We start from the raw sequence: 23,457 nt of genomic DNA, 5'->3' as shown, positions 1-23,457 counted from the left end.
GGGGGGGGGGGGGGGGGGGGGGGGGGGGGGGGGGGGGGGGGGGGGGGGGCGGGGGGGGGGGCGGGGGCCCCCCCCCCCCCCCCCCCACGGCGATCTCTCGGCCGCACTGGGGGCAGCGGCGGCGGGGGGATGACATGGGGACAGTCTGGTGGGCCGTGGCCCGGGGGCGCGGGAGGCGGCCCGGTCGACGTGTCGCGGATTAGCCCGCGAGGGCGGGGTCGGTGGCCGCGTCCTCCGGCGCGGCGGCGGGGGACGAGCGGGGCGCGGTGGGCTCGGGGAGGGAGCGGAACAGCAGCCAGCTCAGGGCGGGCATGACGATGAGCGGGGTGAGAGCGGTACGCAGCGAGGTGGCGTCGGCGACCGCGCCGATGACGGGGGTGGCGAGGCCGCCGATGCTGACGGTGAGCCCGAGCGTGATGCCGCTGGCGGTGCCGACACGGGTGGGGAGGTAGTCCTGGCCGAGGGTGACCTGGAGGGAGAAGGGGACGTAGAGGCCGATCGAGGTGAGGGCGACGAAGAGGTAGAGGGCCGGTCCCGGGACGAGGACGACGCCCGCGACGGACGGGATCGAGACCAGATACGACCAGCGGGTGACGGTGACGCGGTCGTAGCGGCCGGCCAGCGAGCCGCCGAGGACGGAGCCGATCGCGCCGCCGATGTAGAGGACGAACAGCGCGGCGGTGCCCGCCACGTCACTGCCGCCCATGCGCTGCTTGGCGTACAGCGAGATGAAGGTGCTCAGGCCGATGAAGACGATCGAGCGGAAGACCACGGCCACGGAGAGCTTCACGAAGGACGCCCTGTCGTCGCGCCCGACGGCGACGGCGGCCGAGGTCCCGGTGGAGCGCCGCCGTTCCAGCTCGCGCAGCACCGGCAGGCACAGCACGCTGCCGACGAGCGCGGGCAGCACCAGCAGCGGGGTGAGGCGCAGGCCGCCCGTCGCGACGACGGCGGCGACCATGAGCGGGGCCAGCGCGAAGCCGATGTTGCCGCCCACCGAGAACCACCCCATCGCGCTGTGGCTGCCCCCGCTCGCGAGGCGGGCGACGCGCGCGGACTCCGGGTGGTACGCGGCCACGCCGACGCCGGAGACCGCGACGAAGACGAGCGTGAGCGCGTACGAGCCGCTGACGCCGCTGAGTGCGATGCCCGCACCGCCGAGGACGGTGCTCACCGGCAGCAGCCACGGCATCGCCCACCGGTCGGTGAGCAGGCCGAACAGCGGCTGGGCCACGGAGGACAGGACGGACGCGGCGAGCACGATGCCGGAGGCGGCGGCGTAGCTGTAGGCGCGTTCGGCGACGAAGTAGGGGACGAGGGCCGCGACGGCGCCCTGGTAGATGTCGACGCAGGCATGCCCGAAGGACAGCAGCGTGATCGAGGTGTTTTTCGGCACGTCACCCATGGTCTTCAGGCGGTGATATGTCGGGCTTCCGATAAACTGCCAACCAATGACGAAAATCCGCCATGAGCCGGTCGCGCCGACCCGTACCGAGCGGCTGGCCCCCGGCGCGGAGATCGACCCGCACCGGCACGACGACCACCAGATCGTCTACGCCGGACGCGGAGTGCTGGCCATCACCACGAGCGCGGGCTCCTGGGTCGCCCCGGCCACCCGTGCCATCTGGGTCCCCGCCGGTACGGTCCACGCCCACCAGGCCCACGGCGAACTCGAACTCCACCTGGTCGGCCTCCCGGAGAACGAGAACCCGCTCGGCCTCGACACCCCGACCGTCCTGGCCGTCGCCCCCCTGCTGCGCGAACTGCTCCTCGCCCACACCCGCACCCCCGACGACGGCAGCCCCGAACGGGCCCGCCTGCGCGCGGTGTTGCTCGACGAACTGCGCGCCTCACCGCAGCAGCCGCTCCACCTGCCCTGGCCGGCCGCGCCCCAACTCCGGTCCCTGTGCGCGATCCTGCGCGCCGACCCGGCCGACGACCGTACGCTGACCGCCCTCGGCCGCCAGGTCGGCGCCAGCGACCGTACGCTGTCCCGGCTCTTCAAGAGCGACCTCGGCATGACCTTCCCGCAGTGGCGCACCCAACTCCGCCTCCATCACGCCCTGGTGCTGCTCGCCGAGAACACCCCGGTCACCGCCGTGGCCCACCGGTGCGGCTGGTCGTCCGCCAGCGCCTTCATCGACGTCTTCCGCCGCACCTTCGGCCATACGCCGGGCGCCCACCAGTCGCGGGACCAGGCCGGATAGCTCCTGCGCGGACGGTCAGGGACCGGCCGTCGCCAGGCGAAGCGTCTCCTCGACGGCCGCCGGAATGTCCTCGACGGGGAAGAGGACGTGCCGCACGGTGCGGTCGGGGGCGAGGACGAGGATGAGCCGTTTGAGGCGGAGCCGCCCGGCCCCGCGGAAGGTCGGCAGCCGCAGGGCGGCGGCCAGACGCTGCTGGGCGTCGGAGAGCAGCGGGTACGGGACGGCTTCGGCGGTGGCGAAGGCCGCCTGTTCGTAGGGGAGTTGGGTGCTGACGCCGTGGACGGCGACGTCGGCGCGGCGGAAGTCGGCGTAGGCGTCGCGGAAGAGCCGGTTCTCCAGTGTGCAGCCGGGCGCGCCGGGGATCGGGTCCTCGCCCCAGTCGACGCCGGTGCCGGGGTAGGTGAACAGAACGGTGGCGGCGGCGTCCGGCGCGACGACGGGGCGCTCGGCGCCGTCGCTGGCGGGCAGTCGGAGATCCGCGGGCAGCCGCGCGCCCGTACCCGTACCCGTATCGGTACCGCCGCCCGCCAGGGCGTGCACGCGTGCGTGCTCCGCCCCGTCCGGCGGCGCGGTCGCCGTGGCCGACCCGTCGCCGAGGACCCAGCGGTCGCCCCAGTCCTGCATCGCCACCAGCAGCGGGAGCAGGGCGAGTCCCGAGTCGGTGAGCAGGTATTCGTAGCGGACCGGGCGGCGCTGGTAGAGGCTGCGCCGCAGGACGCCGCGGGCGACGAGCGCGCCGAGCCGTTCGGTGAGCACCTTGCGGGAGAGGCCGAGTCCGGAGGCCAGGGCGTCGAACCGCACGTGGCCGCGCGCGATTTCGCGCAGCACGAGCACGTTCCACCAGTCGGCCATCACCACGGCGGCCTGGGCGATCCCGCAGTCCTCGTCGGCGTTGTGCATCCTCATCCGCACAGAGTACATTCACTTTCTGAACTCACTTTGTTCTCGCTCGGAACTTAATCGTCGCCGTCCGTGTCATCGTCATCCGCGTCGTCGCCGTTCGCGTCGTCGCCGTTCGCGTCGTCGTCGTCCGCGTCGTTGTCGTCCGCACCGCACGTGAGGAGCACCACCGCCATGGCCGCCAGGAACACCATCACCCGCGTCGTCGCCCGCGAGATCATCGACAGCCGGGGCCATCCGACCGTCGAGGTCGACGTCGAGCTGGCCGACGGCTCCACCGGCCGCGCGGCCGTACCCTCCGGAGCCTCGACCGGCGCCCGCGAGGCGGTGGAACTGCGCGACGAGGACCCGGCCCGCTTCCACGGCAAGGGAGTTCGGCGGGCCGTCGACGCCGTCAACGAGTCGATCGTGGACGTCGTCGTCGGCCTGGAGGCGGAGGACCAGGCCGCCGTGGACGCGGCGCTGATCGAGCTGGACGGCACGCCCGACAAGTCCCGGCTCGGCGCGAACGCGATCCTCGGCGTCTCCCTGGCCACCGCCAAGGCCGCCGCGCACGCGCACCGGCTGCCGCTCTACCGCTACGTCGGCGGCGTGGACACCCGGCTGCTGCCGGTGCCGATGATGAACATCGTCAACGGCGGCGCGCACGCCGACAATCCGCTGGACTTCCAGGAGTTCATGATCGCGCCGATCGGCGCGGCCACCTTCGCCGAGGCCGTACGCATCGGCTCCGAGGTCTTCCACACCCTGCGCGGCGACCTGCTGGCCGCGGGGCACAGCACCGCGGTCGGCGACGAGGGCGGCTTCGCCCCCGACCTGCGGACCGCCGAAGAGGCGCTGGACTTCGTCGTACGCGCCGTCGAGCGCAGCGGGTACAAGGCCGGCACCGACATCACCGTCGTCATGGACCCCGCCGCGTCGGAGTTCTTCCGCGACGGGGTCTACGACTACACCGGCGAGGGCGTACGCCGCAGCGTCGAGCAACACGCCGAGTACCTGGCCCAGTTGGTGGCGAACTACCCCGTGGCGTCCATCGAGGACCCGATGGCCGAGGACGACCGCGACGGCTGGCGGCTGCTCATGGCGCGCCTCGGCGACCGCTGCCAGCTCACCGGCGACGACGTCTTCTGCACCAACGAGACGCTGCTGCGCGAGGGAATCCGCGACGGCGTCGCCAACTCCGTTCTGGTGAAGGTCAATCAGATCGGCACGCTCACCGAGACGTTGGCGACCGTCGGCACCGCGCACCGCGCGGGCTACACCGTCGTGATGTCGCACCGCTCCGGCGAGACCGAGGACACCACCATCGCCGACCTGGCCGTCGCGACCGGCTGCGGCCAGATCAAGACGGGTTCGCTGTCGCGCTCCGACCGCACCGCCAAGTACAACCAGCTCATCCGGATCGAGGAGGAGCTGGGGACGCAGGCGCGGTACGCGGGCCGCGAGGCGCTCGGGCTGCGGCGCTAGGGCGTGTCCGGGGGCGAGCGGGTCCAGGGAACGGTTTTCGTGGGGCGCCCGGCGAATGCGAGGCGAAAGGGCCGGATGCCGCCGCATGTGATAATCGTTAACGGTGTCTGGCCTCGCATGAGCGGACGCCTGATCTCCCCGCACCACCGGATTCCAGCGCGCCACTGGATCTCCACCGCACCACCGGATTCCAGCGCGCCACTGGAACTCCACCGCACCACCGGGACCGCCGCCGTGCCATCGACCCGCATCGACCCGCAGGGAAGGACGATCACCCAGTGGGAAACGACGAGCTTCCCCCGGGACAGCGCAAGGTCAGGGGCTGGCCCGTCTCGCACTACGGACCCGTGCCCAGATTCCGGGCGGACCGGTGGAGCCTGAAGGTGTTCGGCGCCACCGCCGCCGGCGGCGAACACACGTGGTCCCTTGAGGAGTTCAGCGCGCTGCCGCGCGCCACGGTCGCCGCCGACCTGCACTGCGCGTCCGGGACGACCTCGACCGGCCACGAGTGGTTCGGCGTCACCGCCCGCACCCTGCTGGACCTGGCGCCCCCGGCGCCGCACGCCACCCACGTCATGGCCTGGGCGGAGTACGGCTACAGCGCCAATCTCCGGCTCGCCGACTTCACCGCCGACGGCACCCTGCTGGCCACCCACCACAACGGTGACCAGCTCACCGCGGAACACGGCTTCCCCGTACGCCTGGTCGTACCGCATCTGTACAGCTGGAAGGGGCCCAAGTGGCTCCGTGCCATCGAGTACATGACGACGGACCGGCGCGGCTTCTGGGAGGAGCGCGGCCACCACAACCTCGCGGACCCCTGGAAGGAGCAGCGCTACACCCACCAGGAGGAGGACGGCGACGGCCCGGCGGTGTGACGACCGGCCTGTCGCGTCCCCCGAGCCCCGTGCGCGGAGGTCAGCGGCCCAACTCGGCGGCCCTGGCCGCGCGCAGGGCGAAGACGTGTTCGCGGCGGTCGGCCATCTGACGCAGCGCCTCGCGCCGGTCGCGCCGTGAGAGGCGGTCGAGGTAGAGGCGGCCGTCCAGGTGGTCGGTCTCGTGCTGGAGGCAGCGCCCGAACTGGCCGTTGCCCGCGATGACGACCGGCTCGCCGTACTGGTCGAAGCCGCGCGCCACGGCGTGGTCGGTGCGCGGCACGTCCACCGTCGCGCCCGGCACCGACAGACAGCCCTCGGCGTCGTCGACGAGCCGCCGGTCGGCAGGCGCGGGTTCGTCGAGCACGGGATTGACCAGGTGCCCGGTGTGGTGGACGCCGTCGTCGTCCCAGCAGTCGTACACGAACAGCCGCAGGCCGACGCCCACTTGATTGGCCGCCAGGCCCGCGCCGTCGGCGACGTGCATGGTGAGCACCATGTCCTCGATCAGCTCGGCCAGTTCCGTGGTCCCGAATTCGGTCACCTCGCGGCAGGGGCGGTGCAGGATGTCGTCGCCGGTGACGGTGATGGCGCGCACGACGGCGCGCTCGGACACGTCGAAGGGGCGGGAGACCAAGGGGCTCACTCTCCTCGGAGCGGTGGCGTCGGCCAGGAGCTTGCAAAGCTCTTTGCAAAGTAGCAGGCTTTGCAAAGTGACAGAAGAAGAGGCGGAGACCGGAACGTCGGCGGACAGCGGTCTGCCCGACCATGACGTACGCCGCGGCCTGCTCGGCCTGCTCGCCGAGGTCGGTACGGTCACGGCCACACAGGCGGCCGGGCGGCTCGGCTACAGCTCCGGCCTGTGCTCGTTCCATCTGCGGCAACTCGCGCGCTACGGCTACATCGAGGAGGCCCCGCACAGCGGTGGCCGCGCCCGGCCGTGGCGGATCCGGCAGGCGGGGGACCCGGAGAAGGGGGAGGGTCCCGCGACGGAATTCGTTGAGCTTGCCCGCGGGTTGGAGGACGAGAGCTACCGGCGCTGGCAGACCCAGCGCGACAGCGCTCCCGCCCCGTGGCGGCAGGACGAGGCGTTCAGCGCGGTCGCGTATCTGACCCCGGAGGAGATGGCCGCCGTGGCCGACGCGATCCGGCAGACCCTCGCCCGCTACCGCGACCGGGAGCCGAATCCGGCGGTCCGCCCCGCCGCGGCCCGTCCGGTCGCGGTCGTCGCACGGCTCTTCCCGCTGCTGCCCGACGAGGGCTAGGGCCTGAGGTCGCAAGGTGTCGATGCGGGTGTAAGGGAGCCGGTGCGGGAGAACCGGCGTCGGTCACAGGGCGTTGCGCGCGCCCCAGCGTCCGCGGCGCCTTCTTGTGCGGGCCGCCGAGGTGGCCCAGCAGCACGAGCGCCGGCTGTTCTGGGCGGGAAAGCGGCGGCCGGAGCGGGCCATTGACCTCACCCATGGCGACGTCTCGTTCACGGACGCCTTTTGACGTCGTCCGCGCGGTGAACCGCACAGAAGACAGGCGGTGTTGCGCTCGGGAAGCGACCGGGCGATCCCGGCGCCTCCGGTGACGTCCACGCGGGCCGTCCACGCCGTGAGGAGGACAGGGAGCACCCCGTCAGAACCGGCCTTCACGGGTTCCACCTCCTCGCCTGGGGTGACGGTCCTGCGGACGCTACCAACGGCGCATCGCCCGCCCAACCGGTTTTACGGCCAAGCCCGCCCCGGCTCCGGCGCGTCGGTGCGGCCGGAACGGATGGACAGGCTCCCCGCGTGGACGCCCGCGTGGACGCCCGCGTGGACGCCCGCGTGGACGCCCGCGTGGACGCCCGCGTGGACGCCCGCGTGGAGATCGTCCGGGAGATCAGCCCGGAGACCGGTCAGGAGCTCGTCGACGCCTTCGCCCGGCTGCTGCCGCGGCTGTCCGCGACGGCGCGGCCCCTCGCGCGGCTGGCCTTCCGGGCCCGCGAGTCGACGGTCTACCGCTTCCCGATCGACTAGGGCCTGTCCGGCCGATCATGGGCTTCCGTCCGGAGGTGCCGGGCCGATCTCTCCGAGTGCGGCCCGCGGTTCAGCAGTGACAGAGGAGGTCGAGGACGACGGCCTCTGCGTCGAGGTCGTTAAGGTAGCGGTTGGCCTGATCCCAGTAGTCGTCGTGGTCGGCGTTCATCCATGAGCCATCGAGGCTGATCAAGGCTGCGCCGGGCACGGCGCACCGTACCGACCACGACTTGGCGGCCTGGTGTTCCTGCGCGAAGTACGCGACTGGGTCGTTGAGCAGGAACGAGGTGTCGAAGTAGGGGTCTCCCTCGGCGGCCCGCTGGGCCACGTCCTGCACCAGCGGCTGGGCCAGGTGCTCTCGCTTGGCGTCGGCAAGGGAGTATCTGCCAGGCTCCGCCTTGTGGCGAGCGACGAAGTCGGTGAGCGGGTGGGCCGGTGGGTGCACGGCGGTCAGCTCACTCCAGACGCCGAACAGGGCGTCGTGCTTGCTCGCCGCTCGGGTGCGCATGGCGTCGAAGTCGAGCAGACCCCGGGGTCCGCCGTAGCATTCCAGCGGCCCGAGGGCATCGAGTTCGGCCTTCCCGCGTGGCACGGTTGAGGCCGTGAGGAGTCGGGGGTCGCCGTCGTGCGTGGGCAATACGAGGTAGGCGTTGTTCGCGGTGGAGTGGATGGTCCACCAGTCCCAGTGGCCACCCGGATTCCAGCCCTCGGGGTCGAGGTTGAAGTCGTAGGGCGCCATGGCTGCGGCTATCGCCTGTGGAACCTTCCGTGGTGTGGTCGGCGGGAGGCACACCGTGGCGAAGAACTTGGTCATGCTCAGGAGCGTAAGCCAGGGAATTGTCGGCTCGTGTGACTGTCGCCCCCTCGGATCGTTGTCTGGGCCATGGGGCGGGGCGATCTGACGGACACGGAGTGGGAACGGCTGCGGCCGTTCCTGCCGGTGGGAAATGGTCGGCGCGGGCGGTGGCGGGATCACCGGCAGGTGATCGACGGGATCTTGCATCGGGTGCGGACCGGCGTGCACTGGCGTGACCTGCCCGAACACTTCGGCCCGTGGAAGACGATCTATGAGCGGCACCGGCTGTGGTCGGCGGACGGAACCTGGGAGCGGCTGTTCCAGCAGGTGCAGGCCGCGACCGATGCCGCAGGTGAGCTCGACTGGGACATCGGTGTGGATTCCACGGTAGTGCGCGCACACCAGCATGCGGCGGGAGCCCGCATCACCCCGCCGCCCGCGCCGGGCGAGCCAAAAGGGGACGCGGGCGTGGAACACCAGCGCGAACCGCCGTGGCGAAGCCTTCACGCCCGCCTGGTGGAGGTGGTGAAGCAGGTGAGGGCCTGGGCCGCTCCCGGGGTGGCTTCACCACCAAGCTCCACCTGAGCGCCGAGGGTCGGTGCCGGACGCTGTCCCTGGTCATCACGCCTGGGCAGCGGGCCGACTGCACCCAACTGGAGCCGGTGCTCGACAAGATCCGAGTGCCGCGCACCGGGCCGGGCAGGCCCCACAAGAAGCCCGACAGCCTCGCCGCGGACAAGGCTTACAGCAATGGGCCCTGCTGGGACAGCCTGCGCCGACGGAACATCCGGCACACCATCCCGGAGAAGACCGATAGCCAGGCCGCTCGTCACCGCAAGGCGTCACGCGGCGGACGGCCACCAGGCTTCGACAAGCAGCGCTACAAGAAACGCAACACCGTCGAGAGGGCCATCAACAAGCTGAAGCAGTCCCGGGCCGTGGCCACGCGCTACGACAAACGCGGCTATGTGTACCTCGGCACCGTCACCGTCGCGGCCCTCGTCATCTGGCTCCGCACATGATCGACCGGACAGCTCCTAGCCGGGCCCCGGGCTTTTCTGTCCCACGGCGAGCGGGCTCTACGGCGAGCGGCCCCCACACCGAGCGGTCCCACGCCGCGCGGCCTCACGGCGGCGGTCCCACCATGAGCGGGGTCCGCCGTTACATCGGGCTGCGGTCATTTGCCTAAAGGCTTTAGGTATGTGCATGATGGACTTAGGTAACGAGGAGGACGGCTGTGGTGCGCGTAGGGCTGACACGGGAGCGTTTGGTGCGGGCGGGGGCGGAGCTGGCCGACGAGGTCGGGTTCGACGCGGTGACCGTCTCCGAGCTGGCCAGGCGGTTCGACGTGAAGGTCGCGAGCCTGTATTCGCACGTGCGGAATTCGCACGATCTCCAGACCGGGATCGCGCAGCTCGCACTGGCGGAAATGGCCGATCGCGGTGCCGCCGCCCTGGCGGGCCGGGCAGGGAAGGACGCGCTCGCCGGACTGGCGAACGTGTACCGCGACTACGCCCGGGAGCACCCCGGACGGTACGCGGCGGCCCAGTTCCGCCTCGATCCGCAGGCCGCCGCCGCGAGCGCGGGCGGGCGGCACGCGGAGATGACACGGGCGATCCTGCGCGGCTACGACCTCGACGAGCCGGACCAGACGCACGCGGTGCGGCTGCTCGGGAGCGTGTTCAACGGCTACGTCGGCCTGGAGATGGGCGGCGGGTTCAGCCACAGCGCGCCCGACACCCAGGACACCTGGGAACGCGTCATCGACGCCCTCGACGCCCTGTTGAAGAACTGGCCGGAAAAAGACGGAAGTTGAAAAGCAATGCCTACCGAGAACGACGCACGGACCGAGCACGGCGACTGGACCACGACCCTGTTCACCACGCCCGAGGGCGCGGAACTGGTGCGCGGCGCGCTGGAGTTGGAGCCCACCGGACACGGCGTACTGCCGCACCGGCTGCCCGCGCGGGCCCGCGCCCAGTGCGCCGACGCCCAGCTCGCCATGGCCGAGTCCCAACCCTCCGGCGTACGGCTGGTGTTCCGCACCCGCGCCACCACCGTGGAGCTGGACACGCTGCCCACCAAGCGCGTGTACGCGGGCGCGCCGCCGCGCCCCGACGGCCTCTACGACCTGCTGGTCGACGGCCGCCCCGCGGGCCAGGGCAGCGTGGCCGGCGGCCACACCCTGACCGTCGACATGAGCACCGGAACCGCCGAGCACAAGCCCGGCGACCCCGGCACCCTCCGCTTCGCCGAACTGCCCGACGCGGACAAGGACATCGAGATCTGGCTGCCGCACAACGAGACGACCGAGATTGTCGCGCTGCGCACCGACGCGCCCGTCGGGCCGGTCCCCGACCGGGGCCGTAAGGTCTGGCTGCACCACGGCAGTTCGATCAGCCACGGCTCCGACGCGGCGAGCCCCACCACCACATGGCCCGCTCTCGCGGCCTCCCTCGGCGGTGTGGAGCTGATCAATCTGGGCCTGGGCGGCAGCGCGCTGCTCGACCCGTTCACGGCCCGCGCCCTGCGCGACACGCCCGCCGACCTGGTGAGCGTGAAGATCGGCATCAATATCGTCAACGCCGACCTGATGCGGCTGCGCGCCTTCGGCCCCGCCGTGCACGGCTTCCTCGACACCATCCGTGAGGGCCACCCGGACGCCCCGCTGCTGGTCGTCTCGCCGATCCTGAGCCCGATCCACGAGAACACCCCGGGCCCCGCCGCCTTCGACCTCGAAGCGCTCAGCACCGGAAAGCTGCGGTTCCGCGCCAGCGGCGACCCGGCGGAGCTGGCGGCGGGCAAGCTGACCCTGACCGTCATCCGCGCGGAACTGGAGCGGATCGTCGCCGAGCGCGCGGCCACCGACCCGCACCTGCACTACCTCGACGGCCGCGAACTCTACGGCGAGGCGGACTATGCCGAACTGCCGCTGCCCGACGAGCTGCACCCGGACGCCGCCACCCACCGGCGTATCGGTGAACGCTTCGCCGAGCGGGCCTTCGCGGAGAGCGGCGCCTTCGCCGCGAGCCGGTAGCAGTACCCCTGAACAGGGCGGATGTGCGTCCGGAACCCCTCCCGGCGCAGGTGGTGACAATGGGCGACGGCCGCCGCCCACCGCCCGACGAAGGGGACTGAGATGGACCACCCGCCCCAGGCCGCACCGGACCCCGAGCCCCGGCACGTATCCGAACAGGACGGCGTGCCGAAGCCGCCGCCGGGGCCCCCGCCGGGTTATCTGCCGGGGCAGCGTCCGGGCCCCGTTGACGGGAACGGGGACGGCTGCGCGGGCCGGGCCATCGCCGGAGCCGTCAGGGGCGCGGGCGACGGCGGGCGCTCGCGCGACCCGCTGGCCGTCGCCCTCGCCAACGCCTCACTCCTCAGCGCCGGTTACCTGCTGCTCGGCCGCCGGGGCGTGGTCCTTCGGCAGCGGGTGATCGCGCTCGCCGTCCTCCTGCCGATGCTGCTGGTCGCGGGGCTGCTGCGGCTCGACGCCTCGCGGACCGAGGGCAAGGTGGCCGCCGCGCGCCGGAGCGGCGACTGCGCCCAGGCGTTGAGCGCCCAGGACGGTCTCTGGTTCGGCCCCCGCGTGGCCGACGCGCCGCTGACCGCGAGCGGCGACCGTACGGTACGGGCCTGCCACCGGCTCGGCGTGGCGCAGCACGAGCTGACCACCGGACTGAGCGGTGACACCCACGCGTTGACGGCGGGCTTCGACGGCCTGGCCGCCGTACTCGCGGATCTGCCGGGCCACGAGAAGATGGTCGACACCGTGCTGAACGGCTTCCTCGGCCGACTGCCCACCAAGGTGCCCTGCGACACCGTCACGGTCACCGACTGGCTCCGCCAACACAATTCCGTCCAGGGCGACTTGGGCCGGGCGGCGGCCGTCGTCCCGAAGACCGCGCCCGCCGCGCTCGTCGGCTGCGGTGACGACCTCATGGAGGCCAAGGAGTGGGCGAAGGCCCGCGACCGCTACCAGCAGCAGCTCGACCAGTACCCCGGCGACCGGCTCGCCGCCAAGGCCCGCAGCGGCGTCGAGCAGGCCACCTTGACCATCGAGCTGGACAACGTCCGTACGCTGCTGGGCACTTCGACCGACACCGAGCCCGACTACTGCTCGAAACCGGCGAAGTACAGCGCCGCCGCGCCCTACCGCAAGGGCACCCACCACGCGCTGTTCTACGGCGACGACGAGTACACCCGCAAACTGCCCGGCTCCTGGTCGGCCGACGACGTCACCAAGGCGGTACTCGTGGTGTGCGTCGGCGACAAGGACAACGGCACGACGGTCACGACCTGCCCGTACGAGAACAAGCTGCTGCCCGACTTCCCCCGCGAGGTGAAATTCCGCAAGATCGCGATCCCGGTGAAGGTGTTCGAACTGCGCACCGGCAAGCTCGTGTCGAGCCGTACCGTGCAGATCGGCGGCGGGAGTTGCCCCGGCTCCCTGTCGTACACCACCTACGGCACCATCGACACCGGGCCGCCGTCCGAGGTGTACGTCACGCCGTCCACGTCCGACATCCGGTCCGCGTTCAGACCGCTGCGCTGTACGCGGACCGGTCGCGGAATCGCCCGCGAGTGCGTCGCGGTGCTGCCGATGGACGCGGGCCGCGATCCCGACGATGCCGAGGTGGCCGCGCTCGTCGGTGAACTCAGCGTCCGGGACGAGGACTTCCGGACCTGGTGGGCGCGCCACCAGGTCCGCGGGCCCCGGCAGCCGGGCGGGCGGCGCGACGACGAACCGGCCGACCGGGCGTAGGCGTACCGGGGCTGGCCGACCGGTCCTGGTCAACCGGACTGGTCAACCGGGCCTAGACGTCGGCCAGTACGCGCTCCAGGGCCGCGCGCCCGGCGACTCCCCAGGTGGGCTTTCCGCCGGGCAGGCCCTTCGCGGCCGCCTGTCCGACGCTGATGAGACCGAGCGTGGCCCGGACCGCGTAGCCGCGGGCGCGGCGGATCGTGGCCGGGTCCGTGCGGCCGTAGGCGGCGAAGAAGCGGGGCGCCGCACCCGCGGGCAGGAGCAGCCAGGCGGCGGCGAGGTCGTTCGCCGCGTCGCCCGCGCACAGCTCGCCGAAGTCGATCACGCCCGCGAGGGTGCCGTCCGTGACGACGACGTTCGCGGGGTGGAGGTCGCCGTGCAGCCACGTCGGCGGGGCGGTGCTCTCGGGGGCGGCGACGGCGTCCGCCCAGACCCGCCGGGCGCCGTCGGCCAGGCGCGCGTCGAGGCCGCCTTCGGCGAGGGCGGCCACGCCGTGGTCGAACCCGTCGGCCAAGGACTTCAGCGGGACACCGCGGTCCGGGTTGGCCGGTGCGTCGGCGGGTGCCTCCCGGTGCAGCGCCGTGAGGAACCCCGCGAGCGCGTCGGCCGCGTGCTCGCCCCGGCCGATCGGCGTGAGGTCCGCCGGGCTCCCCGGCACCCACCTCGTGACGGCCCACGGACGCGGGAAGCGCGCGGACGGCTCACCGTCGCGTACCGGCGTCGGAACCGGCAGCGGCAGGCGCGGCGCCAGCAGCGGGAGCCACCGCCGCTCCTTCGCCAGCAGCGCCGGTGCGCGCGGCGTACGCGGCAGCCGTACGGCCAACTCCTCGCCCAACCGCCACAGTTGGTTGTCCCAACCGCCGTCCACCGGACGCAGTTCCAGCTCCGCCAGGTCCGGGTGCTGCTCCCGCACCAGCCACCGCACGACCTCCGCGTCGGCCGTCACGTGCCCGTGCCCGTCCACTTCCACCACGCGCCGTCCCGCCTCTCGCCGTGAGGTTCCCTCTGTGACCGTATCCCCACAGACGCGCCGTCCGCGCCGCCCGCCCCCTCCGGCGGGTGGTGAGGTGCGGGAGCGTTCCCCGCGCCCCTGAAAAAGTCGGCTCGCCGTCCGGACGAGAGACGGTGCCCCGTCAGGGGCGCGGGGAACTGCGCGGGTAACCCATCACCGGCCGGTGGTCCGGGGACGGCCGAGTGCCCCGTTGGGGCGGGTGGTGAGGTGCGGGAGCGCTTCGGCTGAGCGCGTAGTTCCCCGCGCCCCTGAAAAGCAGGCCCTGCGCCAGCGCGGCGCGCCTTCCCCGTGCGCCCGGGGCCCGCGCCCCCCACCGGCGGGTGGTCCGGGGACAACCGGATTGCCCCGCTGGGGCGGGTGGTGAGGTGCGGGAGCGTTCCCCGCGCCCCTGAAAAGGTCGGCTCGCCGTCCGGGCGAGAGACGGTGCCCCGTCAGGGGCGCGGGGAACTGCGCGGGTAACCCATCACCGGCCGGTGGTCCGGGGACGGCCGAGTGCCCCGTTGGGGCGGGTGGTGAGGTGCGGGAGCGCTTCGGCTGAGCGCGCAGTTCCCCGCGCCCCTGAAGAGCAGGCCCTGCGCCAGCGCGGCGCGCCTTCCCCGTGCGCCTCAGGGGCCCAAGCCCTTGGGAGGGTCGCCCCCGGCGGGGGGCCTGGTAAAGGGCCGTCTTCCTCCGCCAAGCGCGAGCGTACGGCCTTGACGGATGGGACTGTGAGCGCTAACACTTAGCAGCATCACGGAACGGAGAGCCATGTCTCGCACCGCGGACCCGGCAGCGCCCCGCAGGGCCCCCACCATGGCGGATGTCGCCCAGGTGGCGGGCGTCTCGCATCAGACGGTGTCGCGGGTGCTGAGCGATCACCCGAATGTGCGGGACACCACGCGCGCGGAGGTGCTGCGGGCGATCGAGGCGCTGGGGTACCGGCGCAACTCGTCGGCGCGGGCGCTGGTGACGCGGCGGACGCTGACGCTGGGGGTGGTGGCGTGCAATCCGACGCTGTTCGGCCCGGCGAGCACGCTGTTCGGGCTGGAGGAAGCGGCGCGGGACGAGGGATACATGGTCTCCGCGGTGACCCTGCGGCGGCACACCCCGAAGGCGCTCGCGGACGCGATCGACCACCTCAGCGACTGGGGGGTGGAGGGCATCGTCGTGATAGTGCCGGAGCGGGAGGCCGTCGCCGCACTGGCCGAGCTGAAGCTGCCGTTCCCCGTCGTCACGGTGGAGGGCGGGCACGGCCTGCCGATCCCCGGCGTCTCGGTGGACCAGGAGCTGGGCGCGCGGCTGGTCACGGGCCATCTGCTGGCCGGCGGCCACCGCACGGTCTGGCATGTCGCGGGCCCGCAGAACTGGCTGGAGGCCGAGGCCCGCGTGCAGGGCTGGCGCGCCACGCTGGAGGAGGCGGGCGTCGAGGTGCCGCCGCCGCTGGTGGGGGACTGGACGCCGCTGTCGGGCTACCGCGCGGGACAGGAGCTGGCGGGCCGGGTCTCGGCGGGCTCCGGGCGCCGCGGTTCACCCGAGGTGTCGGCCGTCTTCGTGGCCAACGACCAGATGGCGCTGGGGGTGTTGCGGGCCTTCCGTGAGGCCGGTCTCTCGGTGCCGGGCCAGGTCGCCATCGCGGGCTTCGACGACATCCCTGAAGCCGAGTTCTTCGCGCCGCCGCTGACCACCGTCCGGCAGGACTTCACCGCGGTCGGCCAGGCCAGTATCCGGCTGCTGGTCGACCAGTTGGAGTCCGGCACCACCCGCGGCGGCGAACGCGTCGTCATCGAACCGCGCCTGATCGTCCGCAGCAGCAGCAACCCGTCCTGAGGGCGGCGGTCCGTACGGGCGGCGCACGGCACCGCGGCACGGATCGCAGCACGCGTCGCCACAGGTCCGGCCACCGGACCGGTACCGAGTCCGGCAGCACGTCCCGCAGAACATCCCGCAGCACCTCTCGCAGCACATCCCGCAGGACAGAACAGGACCGCACCGCCGCAGAGTTCACACCGCAGGGCAATCGGTACGCGACCGGCTGCCGGAGCCCCCGGCGCATGGGGAGACACGCATGATGACCGATCCTCCCGCCGTCACCGTCGGCATCGATTTCGGCACGCTGTCCGGGCGCGCCCTGGTCGTGGCGGTCGACGACGGCAAGGAGCTGGGCAGCGCCGTCCACGAGTACACCCATGGGGTGGTGGACGGCGCGCTGCCGAACGGCCGTGAGCTGCCGCCCGATTGGGCGTTGCAGATTCCGCAGGACTGGCGGGACGTGCTGCGCTTCGCCGTGCCGCGCGCGCTGGAGGCCGCCGGGGTGCGGGCGGAGCAGGTCGTGGGAGTGGCGACGGACTTCACCGCCTGTACGGTGCTGCCCGCGACGGCGGACGGCACGCCGCTGTGCGAGCTGCCGGACATGGCCGAACGCCCGCACGCCTACCCGAAGTTGTGGCGGCACCACGCGGCCCAGCCGGAGGCGGAGCTGATCGTGCGCCGCGCCGGGGAGTCCGGGCAGCCGTGGCTCGGCCGCTACGGCGGGCGGATCTCCAGCGAGTGGCAGTACGCCAAGGCGTTGCAGGTGCTCCGGGAGGACCCGGAGGTCTACGCGGCGGCCGACCGGTGGATCGAGGCGGCCGACTGGATCGTCTGGCAGTTGACCGGGGCCGAGAACCGCAATCCGTGCACGGCCGGTTACAAGGGCATCCACCAGGACGGCGGGTATCCGGACGCCGCGTTCCTGGCCTCCCTGCACCCGGACTTCGCCGGCTTCACGGCGAAGCTGGACCACCCGCTGTCCCAACTGGGCACCGCCGCCGGGGGTTTGAGTGCTTCGGCCGCCGCGCTGACCGGGCTGCGCGCGGGCACGGTCGTGGCGGTCGGAAACGTCGACGCGCATGTCACCAGCGCCGCCGCGCGGGCCCTGGACCCCGGCCATCTGCTGGCGATCATGGGGACCTCGACCTGTCACATCATGAACTCCGACGTGCTCGCCGAAGTGCCGGGCATGTGCGGGGTGGTCCGCGACGGCGTGGTCCCCGGCCTGTGGGGCTACGAGGCGGGCCAGAGCGGGGTGGGGGACATCTTCGCCTGGGCGGTGCGGACCGCGACACCGCAGCCGTACGCGCTGGAGGCCCGGCAGCGCGGCATCAGCCCGCACGAGCTGCTGACGGAGAAGGCCGCCGCCCAACCGGTCGGCGGGCACGGGCTGTTGGCGCTCGACTGGCACAGCGGCAACCGCTCCGTGCTGGTGGACCACCACCTGTCGGGGCTCTTGGTAGGGCTGACGCTGGACACCCGCCCCGAGGACATCTACCGGGCGCTGGTCGAGGCGACGGCCTTCGGGACGCGGACCATCGTGGAGGCGTTCGAGGGCGCGGGGGTGCCCGTCACCGACTTCACGGCGGCGGGCGGCCTGCCGAAGAACACCTTCCTCATGCAGACCTACAGCGATGTGCTGAACCGGCCGGTCAACGTGCTGTCCTCGGAGCAGGGCCCGGCGCTGGGCGCCGCGATCCACGCGGCCGTCGCGGCGGGGGCCCACCCCGACATCCGCACCGCCTCGGCCGCGATGGGCCGCCTGCGCCGCAACGCCTATCTGCCCGACCCCGCGCGCGCCGCCGCCTACGACGACCTCTACGCCGAATACCGCGCCCTGCACGACCACTTCGGCCGGGGCGGTAGCGATGTCATGCACCGCCTGCGGACGCTCCGAGGGCGGGCGCAGGCGGACACCCCGGCTCAGCCGTAGGGCGGCGTCTCGTGGCACCGCTCTTTGTTAGCGCTCACCCAGAATGTTAACGCTCACTCCCTGCCGAGGTCCCGTATGAGCAGTCACCCCTTTCCGCCCCCTGCCGCAGAGGCCGTCGTACGCCTGCGACAGCAGGTCAGCGACCTGCATCAGGAGCTGGTCCGCTACCGGCTGGTCGTCTGGACGGCGGGCAATCTCTCGGCGCGCGTGCCGGGGCACGGCCTGTTCGTGATCAAGCCGAGCGGTGTGGACTACGACCGGCTGACACCGGACGCGATGATCGTGTGCGACCTCGAAGGGCGGGTGGTGGAAGGCGACTTGTCGCCGTCCTCGGACACCGCCGCGCACGCCTACGTCTACCGGCACCTGCCGGAGGTCGGCGGGGTGGTGCACACCCACTCGACGTACGCGTGCGCGTGGGCGGCGCGCGGCGAGCCGGTGCCGTGCGTACTGACCGCGATGGCCGACGAGTTCGGGGCCGAGATCCCGGTCGGGCCGTTCGCGCTGATCGGTGACGACTCGATCGGCAGGGGCATCGTGGAGACGCTGGCCGGGCACCGCTCGCCGGCGGTGCTGATGAAGAGCCACGGGGTGTTCACCATCGGCAAGGACGCCCGCGCGGCCGTGAAGGCGGCGGTGATGTGCGAGGACGTGGCCCGTACCGTGCACATTTCCCGGCAGTTGGGCGATCCGCTGCCCCTCACCCGCGCCGACATCGACCGGCTCCACGACCGCTACCAGAACGTCTACGGGCAGCAGGCGGCGGCCGATCGCGCTGATGCCGCCGATAGCGCCGATTCCGGCGGCCCCGCCGGGCCGCCCCCCGCCGGCCAGGAGCCGCAGGCCGTCGTGCGCGACGGTCCGGCCGCCCCCGTTGACACCGCCGATCCCGCGGATACCGCCGCCCCCGCCGACCGAGGAGCCCTGGCATGACACCGTCCGACGAGCGCGAGGTCTGGTTCCTCACCGGCAGCCAGGGCCTGTACGGCGAGCAGACGCTGCGGCAGGTCGCCGAGCAGTCGCGCGCCATCTCCGACCGGCTCGCCGCCACCCCCGGCGGCCCGGTGCGGATCGTGTGGAAGCCGGTGCTCACCGACGCCTCCGGCATCACCGGCACGGTCGTCGACGCCAACTCCAGCCGGGCGTGCGTGGGTCTGATCGCGTGGATGCACACCTTCTCGCCCGCGAAGATGTGGATTGCGGGCCTCGACCTGCTGCGCAAGCCGCTGCTGCATCTGCACACCCAGGCCAATGTCGAACTGCCGTGGTCCACCATCGACATGGACTTCATGAACCTCAATCAGGCCGCCCACGGCGACCGCGAGTTCGGCTATCTCCAGGCCCGGCTCGGCATCGCCCGCAAGACGGTCGCGGGCCATGTCTCCGATCCCGCCGTCGTGGCCCGCGTCCACACCTGGATGCGCGCCGCCCTCGGACACGACGCGCTGCGCCGTCTGAAGGTGGCCCGCTTCGGCGACAACATGCGCGACGTCGCCGTCACCGAGGGCGACAAGGTGGAGGCGCAGTTGCGGTTCGGCGTCTCGGTGAACACCTACGGCGTCAACGACCTGGTGGCCGTCGTGGACGAGGTGGACGACGCGGCCGTCTCGGAGGTGGTCAAGGAGTACGCGAGCGCCTACCGGCTGGCGGGCGAGCTGGCGGCGGGCGGCGAGCGCCACGACGCGCTGCGGTACGCGGCCCGGATCGAACTGGGTCTGCGCGCCTTCCTCACCGAGGGCGGCTTCTCCGCCTTCACGACCAACTTCGAGGATCTGGGCGGCCTTCGGCAACTTCCGGGCCTCGCGGTGCAGCGGCTGATGGGCGACGGGTACGGCTTCGGCGGCGAGGGCGACTGGAAGACGTCGATGCTGCTGCGCACCGTGAAGGTCATGGGGGCCGGTCTGCCGGGCGGCACCTCCTTCATGGAGGACTACACCTACGACCTGACGCCGGGCGGTGAAGTGATCCTGGGCGCGCACATGTTGGAGGTCTGCCCGACGATCGCGGCCCACCGGCCCTCGTGCGAGATCCACCCGCTGGGGATCGGCGGCCGGGAGGACCCGGTACGGCTCGTCTTCGACGCCCGGCCGGGGCCCGCGGTCGTCGTGGGCCTGGCCGACATGGGCGACCGCTTCCGGCTGGTCGCCAACGAGATCGAGGTCGTCGCGCCCGCGGAACCGCTGCCCCGACTGCCCGTGGCCCGCGCGGTGTGGCGGCCCGCGCCCGATCTGCGGACCTCCACCGAAGCCTGGCTGACCGCGGGCGGCCCGCACCACACCGTGCTCTCCAGCGCCGTCGGCGCCGAGGAACTGGCCGACCTGGCCGACATGCTCCGCACCGAACTCCTCCTCATCGACCACGACACCCAACTGCGCCGCTTCACCCAGGAGATCCGTTGGAATCAGGCGTATTACCGCCTGGCGGGCGGCCTCTGACCCACCGTCAGAGCTGCCCTCACCCCCGCACCCGCCCCGCGCCGTACGGCCGACCGCGTCCGCGGGCGCGGCCCTGTCCGCGCGCCCCGCCGCGGGGGGAGCCGCACCGCGACGGCCACCGCGCCGGAGGCGGGTTTTTCTCTGTGCAACGTCTTGACGACCGATCAGTGAGCGCTAACACTCATAGGCGACAGCTGACGGCGCGCCTGGCGATCGGGTCAGTGGGTCCGGCCTGTTCAGCGGCGCGCTCAGCAGCCGGAACACCCGTCGGCGCCGTAAGAGATCGGCGAGTTACCGCGAGGAGAGAGCAGATGTCCCGCTCTGCGTGATTCTGTTCCTCACTCATTGTTAGCGCTCACAAAACTGGCTGAGAGGCCACTGCCCGAACAGGATGCAGCCATGCGCGACGCCCGAAAGGCCCTTGCCCGGCACGGACGATGGGGAGCCGCAGCGGTGACGCTTGCGGTGGCCCTCTCCGCGACGGCGTGCAGTAAGAGCGGTGCCGGTGACTCGTCCGCGGCGGACGCGGCGAGCGGCGGGAGCCCCGCGGCGGTGACGATCAAGGGCGACATCGCGTTCAACGACGCGAATCTCGCGAAGCTGGACGCGGCGCTGAAGGCCGCGCTGGCCGGGAAGGACCTGTCGAAGCTGCACGAGGCCATGGTGGTCAACGTGGCGGTCGACTACTGGAACGCGGGCAAGTCCGGCTTCACCAAGGGCCTCGCCGACCTCGGCGTGAAGGGCGTCTACCAGGCGCCCGCCAACGGCCGTCTGGACCAGCAGCTCTCCCTCATCCAGACATTGCGCGGCCAGGGCATCACGGGCTTGAGCGTGTCGGCGATCGACCCGACGGCGATCAAGGCGCCGATCGCGTCCGCGAAGAGCGCCGGGATACCGGTGCTGGCGATCGACTCCCCGCTGCCGCCGGAGGACGGCGCCGACCTGTATCTGGGCACGCCCAACTACCAGGCGGGCCAGAAGGCCGGTGAGGCCATGAAGCAGGCGCTCGGCGGCAAGGGCCAGGTCGTCGTCCTCGTCGGCTCGCTGACCACGTCGAACGCGGTGGAGCGGATCCAGGGCTTCGAGGACGCGCTCAAGGGCACCGGCATCAAGGTCGCGCAGAAGCTCAGCGACGGCATGGACGCGGCGAAGGCGCTCACCAACGCGCAGACCGCGATCCAGACCAACCCGAACATCAACGGCCTGTACGGGGTCTACTCCTATGACGGACCGTCAGCCGGGCAGGCGGTGCAGGCCGCGGGGAAGTCGGGCCGGGTGAAGATCATCTCGGACGACAGCGACCCGCAGACGCTGAAGTTCATCAAGGCCGGTGTCATCCAGGCCACCGTCCTCCAACAGCCCTACCAGCAGGGCTACACCGGCGCCTATCTGCTGGCCGCGTTCAAGGTGCTCGGCAAGGAGGCCACCCTCCGGATCGTCAAGCCGTATCTGGAGTCGGACGGCACCACGCTCAGTTCGGGCGTCGGCCTGGTCACCCAGGCGAACCTGGCCGCGTACCAGACCAAGCTGACCGACCTGGGCATCGGCTGATGGCTTCGGGTCCGGCCCCGTACGAGGCCCCGCGGTCCCCGGCCCCGGCTCAGACCCCGGCCTCCGCCCCGGACGCGGCCCCGGCCCCCGAGGTCGCCGTCCGGCTGCGGTCGGTGAGCAAGTCGTACGGGCCGGTGAAGGTGCTCGACATCCCGAGCCTGGACCTGGCCCGTGGACAGATCGTCGCGGTGGTGGGGGAGAACGGCGCGGGCAAGTCCACCTTGATGGGCGTACTGTCCGGCACCGTCACGCCCACCACCGGCAGCATCGAGATCGCCGGTACGCCGCTCCACGCCGGACGGCCCGACCACTCCAAGGAGTTGGGCGTCGCCCTGGTGGCCCAGGAGTTCCCGCTCGTCGGGCAGTTGAGCGTGGCGGAGAACCTGCTGCTGGGCCGCCGTCCCGCGCGGGCGGCGTCCCGCACCCTGGGCCGGGTCGTCTACGACCGCGCCGGTACGAGGGCGGAGGCGCGCGCACTGCTCGCCGAAGTCGGCGTCAGCGGGGTGGACGTGGACCGGCCGGTGGAGCGATTCCCGGTCCCCGTACGGCAGATGATCGAGATCGCCAAGGCGTGGGGCCACCATCCGCTGGTGCTGATCCTGGACGAACCCACCTCCTCGCTCGGCCCGGTCGAGGCCGAGCGGGTCCTCGGCCTGGCCCGTACGCACGCGGCGGCCGGCGGGGCGGTGCTGTTCATCGGCCACCGCCTGGACGAGGTCCAGGCCGTCGCGGACCGGGTGATCGTGCTGCGCAGCGGCCGGATGGTGGCCGATCTGGCCCCGGCGGAGGCGAGCGAGGAGCGGATGATCCGGGAGATGGTCGGCAGTGAGCTGGCCCGCGCCGACCTGGCCCCGCCGTCCTCCGTCGAGCGCACGACGACCCTGTCGGTACGCGGGCTGACCGCGGACGGCCTCGGGCCCGTCGACCTCGACGTGAGGGCGGGGGAGATCGTCGGCGTGGCCGGGCTCATGGGCTCGGGGCGCAGCCGCCTGCTGCACACGCTGATGGGCGCGCAGCCGCGTACCGGTGGCACGGTCGTCTTCGACGGCGCCGACTTCCGCCCGCGCCACCCCGCCGACGCGGTGGAGGCGGGGATCGGACTGGTGCCCGAGGACCGCAAGGTCCAGTCGCTGCTCCCGGCGCACTCGGTGCGCTGGAACGTCACGCTGGCCACGCTGCGCCGGATCAGCGCGCGTGGAGTCCTGCGGCCGAGGGCGGACAAGGCGCACGCGGCCCGGATCGTCCAGGACCTCGGGGTGCGGCTGCGCAGCCAGGAACAGCTCATCTCGGACCTGTCGGGCGGCAATCAGCAGAAGGTGGTGTTCGGGCGCTGGCTGGCGACCGAGCCCCGGCTGCTGCTCCTGGACGAGCCGACCCGTGGCGTGGACGTCGGGGCCAAGGCGGAGATCTACAGCCTCATCGACACCGCGGCGCAGGACGGCCTCGCGGTGCTGGTGGCCTCCTCGGAGCTGGAGGAACTGCTGTGGATCTGCCACCGGATCGTGGTGATGGCGCACGGCCGGGTGGTCGCCGACCTTCCCCGTGACCGGTTCGGCAAGGAAGCGATCATGACCGCAGCGGCCGGTACGCGGAACGGCGCGCCCGGCACGCGCGAGAGGGACGGGGCCGGGGCGCGGGACGGAACCGGGGAACAGGCCGGGACGCTCGGGCCGCGGACCGGCACCGGCCGCCTCGCCGACCGTCAGGGCAAGGCACGCGCATGAA

General features: G+C 72.4%; 19 protein-coding genes and 2 pseudogenes. 15 read left to right on the top strand and 6 right to left on the bottom strand.

The window, feature by feature from the left end; all coding sequences use genetic code 11:
• Positions 1-199: 199 nt before the first annotated feature.
• Positions 200-1,396 carry an MFS transporter gene (locus tag ABZX65_RS04940; protein ID WP_355334662.1) on the bottom strand — a complete coding sequence of 399 codons (1,197 nt, stop codon included), beginning with the start codon at positions 1,394-1,396 and terminating at the stop codon, positions 200-202.
• A gap of 55 nt (positions 1,397-1,451) precedes the next feature.
• Here ABZX65_RS04940 and ABZX65_RS04935 point away from each other — a divergent pair, with 55 nt between their 5' ends.
• Entirely contained in the window at positions 1,452-2,207 is a 756-nt protein-coding gene (locus ABZX65_RS04935) for a helix-turn-helix transcriptional regulator (protein ID WP_355334659.1), read from the top strand.
• A gap of 15 nt (positions 2,208-2,222) precedes the next feature.
• Here ABZX65_RS04935 and ABZX65_RS04930 read toward each other — a convergent pair whose 3' ends face one another.
• A complete protein-coding gene (locus tag ABZX65_RS04930; protein ID WP_355334656.1) occupies positions 2,223-3,113 on the bottom strand; it encodes a winged helix-turn-helix transcriptional regulator in 891 nt (296 codons plus the stop codon).
• 50 nt (positions 3,114-3,163) lie between these two features.
• Positions 3,164-3,301: a hypothetical protein gene (locus tag ABZX65_RS04925; RefSeq protein ID WP_355334654.1), complete on the bottom strand. Its 138-nt coding sequence runs from the start codon at positions 3,299-3,301 to the stop codon at positions 3,164-3,166.
• On the opposite strand from ABZX65_RS04925, the gene eno reads away from it, so the two are divergent.
• Both eno and ABZX65_RS04915 read left to right on the top strand, forming a co-directional pair.
• Positions 3,282-4,574, top strand: a complete 1,293-nt coding sequence (gene eno, locus ABZX65_RS04920) for a phosphopyruvate hydratase (RefSeq protein ID WP_355334651.1) — start codon at positions 3,282-3,284, stop codon at positions 4,572-4,574. The two genes, ABZX65_RS04925 and eno, sit on opposite strands and share 20 nt — an antisense overlap.
• A gap of 278 nt (positions 4,575-4,852) precedes the next feature.
• A complete protein-coding gene (locus ABZX65_RS04915; protein ID WP_355334647.1) occupies positions 4,853-5,452 on the top strand; it encodes a molybdopterin-dependent oxidoreductase in 600 nt (199 codons plus the stop codon).
• 40 nt (positions 5,453-5,492) lie between these two features.
• Here the strand turns inward: ABZX65_RS04915 and def are convergent, their stop codons facing one another.
• A complete protein-coding gene (gene def / locus ABZX65_RS04910; RefSeq protein WP_355334644.1) occupies positions 5,493-6,086 on the bottom strand; it encodes a peptide deformylase in 594 nt (197 codons plus the stop codon).
• Positions 6,087-6,162: 76 nt separating this feature from the next.
• On the opposite strand from def, the gene ABZX65_RS04905 reads away from it, so the two are divergent.
• Positions 6,163-6,714, top strand: a complete 552-nt coding sequence (locus ABZX65_RS04905) for a winged helix-turn-helix domain-containing protein (protein WP_355334641.1) — start codon at positions 6,163-6,165, stop codon at positions 6,712-6,714.
• A gap of 510 nt (positions 6,715-7,224) precedes the next feature.
• The gene (locus tag ABZX65_RS04900) at positions 7,225-7,452 is read left to right on the top strand and encodes a hypothetical protein (RefSeq protein ID WP_355334638.1); all 228 of its coding nucleotides are present in this window, start codon (positions 7,225-7,227) and stop codon (positions 7,450-7,452) included.
• A 70-nt stretch (positions 7,453-7,522) separates the two neighbouring features.
• Here the strand turns inward: ABZX65_RS04900 and ABZX65_RS04895 are convergent, their stop codons facing one another.
• Positions 7,523-8,266: a hypothetical protein gene (locus ABZX65_RS04895; RefSeq protein WP_355334635.1), complete on the bottom strand. Its 744-nt coding sequence runs from the start codon at positions 8,264-8,266 to the stop codon at positions 7,523-7,525.
• Between the two features lie 69 nt (positions 8,267-8,335).
• On the opposite strand from ABZX65_RS04895, the pseudogene ABZX65_RS04890 reads away from it, so the two are divergent.
• From ABZX65_RS04890 to ABZX65_RS04875, 4 genes and pseudogenes are all read left to right on the top strand, one after another.
• Positions 8,336-9,270: pseudogene (locus tag ABZX65_RS04890) on the top strand (IS5 family transposase).
• A gap of 215 nt (positions 9,271-9,485) precedes the next feature.
• A complete protein-coding gene (locus ABZX65_RS04885; protein ID WP_355334633.1) occupies positions 9,486-10,064 on the top strand; it encodes a WHG domain-containing protein in 579 nt (192 codons plus the stop codon).
• Positions 10,065-10,070: 6 nt separating this feature from the next.
• A complete protein-coding gene (locus ABZX65_RS04880) occupies positions 10,071-11,285 on the top strand; it encodes a GDSL-type esterase/lipase family protein (protein ID WP_355334630.1) in 1,215 nt (404 codons plus the stop codon).
• 1,539 nt (positions 11,286-12,824) lie between these two features.
• Positions 12,825-12,956 (top strand): annotated as a pseudogene (locus ABZX65_RS04875) (transcriptional regulator); the annotation flags it as partial.
• A gap of 109 nt (positions 12,957-13,065) precedes the next feature.
• On the opposite strand, the gene ABZX65_RS04870 reads toward ABZX65_RS04875, so the two are convergent.
• Positions 13,066-13,986, bottom strand: coding sequence for a phosphotransferase (locus ABZX65_RS04870; RefSeq protein WP_355334627.1), 921 nt, complete (start codon positions 13,984-13,986; stop codon positions 13,066-13,068).
• A 786-nt stretch (positions 13,987-14,772) separates the two neighbouring features.
• On the opposite strand from ABZX65_RS04870, the gene ABZX65_RS04865 reads away from it, so the two are divergent.
• From ABZX65_RS04865 to ABZX65_RS04840, 6 genes are all read left to right on the top strand, one after another.
• The gene (locus tag ABZX65_RS04865) at positions 14,773-15,831 is read left to right on the top strand and encodes a LacI family DNA-binding transcriptional regulator (protein WP_355334624.1); all 1,059 of its coding nucleotides are present in this window, start codon (positions 14,773-14,775) and stop codon (positions 15,829-15,831) included.
• A 238-nt stretch (positions 15,832-16,069) separates the two neighbouring features.
• Positions 16,070-17,746, top strand: a complete 1,677-nt coding sequence (gene araB, locus ABZX65_RS04860) for a ribulokinase (RefSeq protein WP_355334621.1) — start codon at positions 16,070-16,072, stop codon at positions 17,744-17,746.
• A 75-nt stretch (positions 17,747-17,821) separates the two neighbouring features.
• Positions 17,822-18,679, top strand: coding sequence for an L-ribulose-5-phosphate 4-epimerase (locus ABZX65_RS04855; protein WP_355334618.1), 858 nt, complete (start codon positions 17,822-17,824; stop codon positions 18,677-18,679).
• A complete protein-coding gene (araA, locus tag ABZX65_RS04850) occupies positions 18,676-20,181 on the top strand; it encodes an L-arabinose isomerase (protein WP_355334615.1) in 1,506 nt (501 codons plus the stop codon). Before ABZX65_RS04855 ends, araA begins: the two co-directional genes overlap by 4 nt.
• 453 nt (positions 20,182-20,634) lie before the next feature.
• On the top strand, positions 20,635-21,732 hold the full coding sequence (locus ABZX65_RS04845) for a substrate-binding domain-containing protein (RefSeq protein WP_355334612.1): 1,098 nt from the start codon (positions 20,635-20,637) through the stop codon (positions 21,730-21,732).
• Positions 21,732-23,456, top strand: a complete 1,725-nt coding sequence (locus ABZX65_RS04840) for a sugar ABC transporter ATP-binding protein (RefSeq protein WP_355334609.1) — start codon at positions 21,732-21,734, stop codon at positions 23,454-23,456. The genes ABZX65_RS04845 and ABZX65_RS04840 overlap by 1 nt, the downstream gene beginning before the upstream one ends.
• Position 23,457 lies beyond the last annotated feature (1 nt).

The organism is Streptomyces sp. NPDC003300, assembly GCF_040610915.1.
In the GTDB taxonomy this organism is placed as follows: Bacteria; Actinomycetota; Actinomycetes; order Streptomycetales; family Streptomycetaceae; genus Actinacidiphila.
This window is presented reverse-complemented; position numbering and strand designations above follow the sequence as displayed.